Source organism: Mycobacterium sp., from assembly GCF_049802695.1.
Classification (GTDB): domain Bacteria; phylum Actinomycetota; class Actinomycetes; order Mycobacteriales; family Mycobacteriaceae; genus Mycobacterium.
In genome coordinates this window covers 1-3070 of sequence record NZ_JBARMY010000220.1, presented here as the reverse complement: position 1 = coordinate 3070, position 3070 = coordinate 1, and the positions used below count along the sequence as shown (strand labels likewise).

The 3070-nt window shown below is 68.2% G+C and carries 3 protein-coding genes; 2 read left to right on the top strand and 1 reads right to left on the bottom strand.

Annotation, left to right across the window (positions count from 1 at the left end; all coding sequences use genetic code 11):
* On the bottom strand, nucleotides 1-1967 hold a 1967-nt coding region (locus WA317_RS08945; RefSeq protein WP_425172689.1), incomplete at its 3' end, for an ATP-binding cassette domain-containing protein.
* Between the two features lie 231 nt (nucleotides 1968-2198).
* Between WA317_RS08945 and WA317_RS08940 the strand changes: the two genes are divergently transcribed.
* Nucleotides 2199-2600 (top strand): MarR family winged helix-turn-helix transcriptional regulator, encoded by a 402-nt coding sequence (locus WA317_RS08940; protein WP_425172690.1) that lies wholly within the window; start codon nucleotides 2199-2201, stop codon nucleotides 2598-2600.
* Between the two features lie 104 nt (nucleotides 2601-2704).
* On the top strand, nucleotides 2705-3070 hold a 366-nt coding region (locus WA317_RS08935), incomplete at its 3' end, for an FHA domain-containing protein (protein WP_425172688.1).

Below are 3070 nucleotides of genomic sequence, written 5' to 3'. Positions count from 1 at the left end.
CACAACTGCTCGAGCCCGGTGAAGTCGTGGGAGATGACGACGACGGTCAAATCCCGCTCTCGGCGCAGCTCCTCGAGCAGTCGCAGCAGACCCCGCTGACTGGCCGCGTCCAACCCGGCCAGCGGCTCGTCGAGAATCAGCGCCCGCGGCGATCGCGCCAGCAGCCCGGCCAGTACCAGCCGGCGCATCTGGCCGCCGCTGAGCTGGTCGATGCGCCGCTCGGCCAACGAGGCATCCAGGCCGACAACCGCCAGCGCCGCCGCCACCCGATCCTCGTCGTCGCGGGAAAAACCTGCCGCCGACGCGACTTCCGAATCCACCCGACTCCGCATCAACTGCAGGCGCGCCGCCTGGAAGGACAAGCCCACCGCCCCGACCTGCTCATGGGTGGGCTGCCCGTCCAGCAGGCAGGTGCCGCTGGTCGGAACGGTGAGCCCGGCCATGACCCACGCCAACGTCGACTTGCCCGAACCGTTGCCCCCGTGGATCAGCAGCCCGTCGCCCTGATGCACCACGAAGCTGACGTCGTGCAGCGCTGTCTTGGACCACGGTGTGCCGACGCCGTAGTCGTGGCCGACGCCGACGAGTTCGAGCACCGGGACATTCGCCTCGTTGCCGGCCGCGACGCCGGGCGCCGGAGCGCCCGTCTCGACCATGTCGGTGTTATCCGGGGAATCGCTGAGATTGATGGTGCGGTCGGCCGCGCGGGCCTCGTCGTTGTAATGGGTGATGTGCAGCAGCGCCGTGCCGTGCCGTTTGCTCAAACCGGACATAATGCCCAGCAACGCCTCTCGGCCCTGCTGATCAACCATGCTGGTCACCTCGTCGGCGATCAGCAGCGCCGGCTCCCGCGCCATGGCCGCCGCCATGGCCAGGCGCTGCAACTCACCGCCGGACAGGCTGCCCGTCTCGCGTTCGCCGCACCCGTCGAGACCCACCTCGTCGAGCAGTCGGTCGACATCGATGCTGGTCCCCGGCGGCAAGCCCCACACCACGTCATCGGCGACCCGCGTCCCGAGTACCTGGCTCTCCGGGTGTTGCAGAACGACCGCGGTGCCGCCCTGCCGCCCCAGCCCGACCGCGCCGGGGCGTTCGATGGTGCCCGACGTCGGCTCCCGGCCGGCCAGCACCAGCATCAGCGTCGTCTTGCCGGACCCGTTGGCACCGGTGATCGCGATGTGTTCGCCGACTTCCACGTCCAGGTCGATCGGTCGCAACGCGTCCTGGCCGGTGTTCGGGTAGCGGAATCGCACCTGATGCAACCGCGCCGGCACCGGCGCGACGGGACCGCTGTCGGTGACTGCGTCAAGCATGTGCACGTCGGGGATGCCGCTCATCCGCTCGAGCACCCGCGACAGCGCCCACCAGCCGATCAGACCAACGCCCAGCACCGAGATCACCGAGTTGCCGAAAACCAGCCAGGGCCAATAGTGCAACCCAAGCCCGAAGTAGTGCTTCAAGATGCGGGCGGCCGTTTCCAGCCGCACCTTGCCCAGGGCCTCTGCCAGTCCGTCGACGTTGGCGGTGATGGCTTCGAAGAGCAGGTGACGCAGCCGCGTGAGCACACCGAGCGCGACAACCATCACGGCGCCGAACACTGCACCGGCGACCAGCGACGTGACGATGACCGTGGGCGTGCCGCGGCGCCGACGTTTCACGATGCCGGTCAGCCCCCCGACGTAGGCGCTGTTGACGACCGTCATCAGCCCGCCCAAGCCGGCGATGAGAAACGCGATCAGCCCGGCGGCGACGGTAGCGGTGATCAGCACGCGGAGCCGGTAGCGGTAGGACAGCAACCCCATCGGCACGGTCCCCAGCAACGACAGCGCACCGGCGAACGGCACGACGACCGAGATGATCCCCAGCGCCGCGCACAGCGCCGCCATGACGGCCGCCTGCGCCAGTTCGACGGGTTGCAGCGACCGATCCCTTTTCTCCGGCGGGCTCGCCGACCCGGTCGCGGTCATTTCAATGATTCTGCCAGTCATCGCGGCGAGTCCGAGGTCGCACCGCCATGGCGGGCAGAGCATGTCAACGTGAGCCACCTACGCCGGATGTATTTAGCGAATCTATGCAATAATAGCGGCATGACTACATCGACCGCTGGCAGAGGTGCCGCGGGCAGCGACGCCCCTGAAAGCCAGCACGAATCGCGGCTGGGCGAGGATTTGCTGAGTGTGGTCGCGCGGCTCAACCGGATGGCCACTCAGCGCATTCAGATGCCGTTGCCGGCGGCGCAAGCCAGGCTGCTGTCGACAATCGAAAACTACGGTGAAGCACGAATTTGTGACCTCGCCGCCGTGGACCACTGCTCGCAGCCGACGATGACCACCCAAGTGCGGCGACTCGAGGAAGCCGGTCTGGTGACCCGCACCGTCGACCCGGGTGACGCCCGCGCCGTCCGCATCCGCATCACACCCGAGGGCAACCGGGTCCTCACCCAAGTGCGCGCCGACCGGGCCGCCGCCATCGAGCCGCAACTGGACCGGCTGGAACCCGCCGATCGCGACGTGCTCGCGGACGCCGTCACAGTGCTGCGCCGCCTGCTCGAGGACTCCACTCCGCTGCCGCGGCAAAGTCTCGCCAATCGGACGAGCTGAGAGCGGCCTCACCGCGGCCCGCAGGGTAGATAATCTCCTAACGCGGGTAGACACCCGAGATTCAGGCCAATCGATGGTCTCCAGGTTTATGAAAGGCGGCGGCCATGGGGAGCGAGCCAGTCGCTTTCCCGTTGACCGTGTGGGCAGGCTCGAATCGGTACACCTTTTCGCCCGGACGCGACTTCACCGTCGGTCGCGACGACCGCGCTGATGTTCCGCTGGCGGACCCCGAGCACAATCAGGGCACCTCGCGTTTCCATTTGCTACTGAGGTTTGACGGCGGTCAATGGGTGGCGATCGACACCAGCCGCAACGGCACGTTCATCGCCGACGAGCGGATCTCCCGGGCGCACATCCGCGACGGGCTGACCATCGCCCTCGCCGATCCGCGGCGCGGTCCACGGCTGCTGTTCCGCGTCGGCGCACCCCAACCGTTTGGACGGCCACCCGGCCGGCCGCTCGGCCGGCGC

Coding starts and splice junctions, on each gene's coding strand:
- WA317_RS08940 (WP_425172690.1), top strand. CDS start 2,199: ATGGCCACTCAGCGCATTCAGATGCCGTTGCCGGCGGCGCAAGCCAGG.